This is a genomic window from Mesorhizobium sp. M1A.F.Ca.IN.020.06.1.1 (assembly GCF_004023265.1).
Lineage (GTDB): Bacteria > Pseudomonadota > Alphaproteobacteria > Rhizobiales > Rhizobiaceae > Mesorhizobium.
In genome coordinates, this window is sequence record NZ_RZSR01000769.1 from 1 (window position 1) to 2,940 (window position 2,940).

The 2,940-nt window shown below is 65.2% G+C and carries 3 protein-coding genes; all 3 read left to right on the forward strand.

Translation table 11 applies throughout. The features are described from left to right. The coding region (locus tag EOA60_RS26620) for a glycine cleavage T C-terminal barrel domain-containing protein (protein ID WP_281060781.1) at nucleotides 1-1,414 on the forward strand (1,414 nt) is incomplete at its 5' end. A gap of 22 nt (nucleotides 1,415-1,436) precedes the next feature. Further along, nucleotides 1,437-2,024: a sarcosine oxidase subunit gamma gene (locus EOA60_RS26625; RefSeq protein WP_067329620.1), complete on the forward strand. Its 588-nt coding sequence runs from the start codon at nucleotides 1,437-1,439 to the stop codon at nucleotides 2,022-2,024. Between the two features lie 197 nt (nucleotides 2,025-2,221). After that, nucleotides 2,222-2,935 carry an MFS transporter gene (locus tag EOA60_RS26630; RefSeq protein ID WP_245502616.1) on the forward strand — a complete coding sequence of 238 codons (714 nt, stop codon included), beginning with the start codon at nucleotides 2,222-2,224 and terminating at the stop codon, nucleotides 2,933-2,935. Nucleotides 2,936-2,940: the final 5 nt, after the last annotated feature.

A 2,940-nucleotide genomic window follows, 5' to 3' on the forward strand; every position in this document is an offset into this window, starting at 1 on the left:
GACCGCCGAGGATGTGCGGCTCGCGCACCGCGAGGGCTTCGTCTCGGTCGAGCATCTGAAGCGCTACACCACGCTCGGCATGGCGACCGACCAGGGCAAAAACTCCAACGTGCCGGGCCTCGCCATCATGGCCGAGGCGCTGGGCAAGCCGATCCCCGAAGTCGGTACGACGCGGTTCCGGCCGCCCTACACGGCCGTGTCGATCGGCTCGCTGGCGGCCGAGCGCTTCGGCGACCTGAAGCCCGAGCGGCTGACGCCGATGCACGACTGGCACATCGACAACGGCGCGACCATGTATGCGGCCGGTCTCTGGTACCGCCCGATGATCTACGGTCTCGCCGGCGAGACGGTCGAGCAGGCCTATGTCCGCGAGGCCGCGGCAACGCGTGAGAGCGCCGGCATCGTCGATGTCTCGACGCTTGGGAAGATCGCCGTTCAGGGCCCGGATGCGGCGGAATTCCTCGACCGCGTTTACACGAACATGTTTTCCACCCTCGCGGTCGGCAAGGCCCGCTACGGTCTGATGCTGCGCGAGGATGGGCTTGCCTTCGACGACGGCACCACATGGCGGCTTGGCGAACAGGATTTCCTGATGACCACCACCACCGCCAATGCCGGCAAGGTGATGCAGCATCTGGAGTATTTCCTCGACGTGATCTGGCCGGAACTGAAGGTCACCGTCACCTCCGTCACCGACGAGTGGGCGGGGGCCGCGATCGGCGGACCGAAAGCCAGGGCGATCCTCGCTGCCTGCGTGAAGGGCACGGCCGTCGACAACGCCTCGCTTCCCTTCATGGGCATTGTGCACGGTGAGATCGCCGGCGTGCCGGTGATGATCTGCCGCCTCTCCTTCTCCGGCGAGATGGCTTTCGAGGTCTATTCCGGCGCCGGCTATGGAACGCGCGTTTGGGAGGCTCTCATCGAGGCCGGCAAGCCTTTCGGCCTGGTCGCCTACGGGCTCGAGGCGCTTGGCACCATGCGCATCGAGAAGGGCCACGTCACCGGCGCGGAGATCGACGGCCGCACCACGGCGCGCGACCTGCATCTCGACTGGATGCTGTCGAAGAAGAAGCCCTTCATCGGTTCCGCCATGATGGATCGCGAAGGCCTGATCGCCCCGGACCGGCTGGAACTGGTCGGCTTGATCGCTCTCGACAACCGCGCGCTGAACGGTGGCGGACATATCGTCGAGGAACTCGACGAAGCGAACCCGCACGATTCGATCGGCCATATCACCGCCTGCTGCTATTCGCCGGCGCTCGGCAAATACATAGCGCTTGCGCTGGTCAAAGGCGGCAAGGCGCGCCACGGCACGCGCGCCTTCGTCTCCGATCCGCTGCGCAACCGGTTCGGGCCGGTCGAGATCGTCTCCAACCATTTCTACGATCCGGACGGGAGCCGCATGCATGGTTGAGCGACAACTTCCCGAGCGGCAATTGCCTGAGCGCCTGTCGCCGCTTGAACCGGTCTATCATCCAGGCTCGCACGGCAATTTCGAGCATGGCGTTGACGTCATCCTGTCCGAAACGCGGCCGGGCTCGATCCTGCAGCTCGCAGCATGGCCGGGCGAGGAGAAGCGGCTGATGTCCGGCATATACAAGGTGACAGGCCTTGCCCTGCCGGATGGAGCCGGCGGCGGCGTCGTCAACGGCGCGAAAGCCGCGTTCGGATTCGCGCCGGGCAAATTCACCGTGGTTGACGAGGCCGAGGGCTTGGCTTCCGCGTTCACCGGCCTGATCACGCCGTCCATCGGCACGATTACCGATCTCTCGCATGGCCGCACCGCGATTCGCATCGCCGGGCCGAAAGCGGAGTGGGTGATGGCGAAATTCTTCGCTATCGACTTCGCCTTGCCGGCCTTCCCGCTCGGCGCCGGCCGCTCGACCAACCACCACGATGTCTTTGCACAGATCCAGCGCACCGGTGGCGACCAATTCGACATCTATGTGTTCCGCTCCTTCGCGCGCTCCTTTTGGAAGGCCTTGTGCCACGCGAGCGAGGAAGTCGGCTACGAGGTGCACTAAGCGCAATTCCAGGAAACTGCGCGGCGGTTTTCCGTGCCGAATTTGCCTCTAAGCAGGCAGCACTCGGGGATTGGTTCAGCCGGCGCGTGGCACTATCGACGGCCACAACTGCCGCTTGAGCCTTGGGCCAGCGAAGACGATAGATAAGGAACGCGGCTCTCGGAGCCCTCAGGCAACCGGTTCGACAACATCCTTCCATGACCGCAGAGACTACGGCGACAGCCACGACCCGCTTTGCTCCGGCGGGTGACCCGTCGCTGCTGTTGCCGGCGACCGTCGCCTTCGGCGTGTTCATGACCAGCCTCGACCAGAATGTCATTGTGACCGCGCTGCCCGGCATCGGCGAAAGCCTGGGCCGCCCGCCGAGCCAGCTCGGGCTTTTGATCACCGTCTATGTCGCGAGCCTCATCGTCACGATGCCGCTCGGCGGCTGGCTGGCCGACCGCTTCGGCCTGCGCAACGTCTATTGCTTTGCGCTGCTGGTCTTCGCCAGCGCCTCGGCCCTGTGCGGCCTGTCGGAAAACATCTGGATGCTGGTCGGCTCGCGCGCGCTGCAGGGCTTCGGCGGTGCGCTGATGGGCACCCTCGGTCAGGTCGTAATCCTGTCGAGCTTTCCGCGCGACCGCACGCTCAGGATCAACATGTATATTTCGCTCGCCGGCCAGTCCGGCCCGCTGGTCGGGCCCCTCGTCGGTGGCGCGCTGACCACTTACGTCTCGTGGCGCTGGATCTTCTACATCAACATTCCGATCGCGCTGACGGCCGCGTTGCTCGCGGCCTCGCTGTTCCCCACGACCACCAAGCCGGTCCGCACGCCCTTCGATTTTCCCGGCTTCCTGCTAGTCGGCGGCGGCATGGCGCTGCTCGTCTTCGGTATGGATTCGCTTGCCGCGAAGGACGCCGCCGACTAGCAGGA

What these genes read in the sequence shown, in the direction of transcription:
- EOA60_RS26630 (WP_245502616.1), top strand. Translation starts at nt 2,222, where the DNA reads ATGACCGCAGAGACTACGGCGACAGCCACGACCCGCTTTGCTCCGGCG.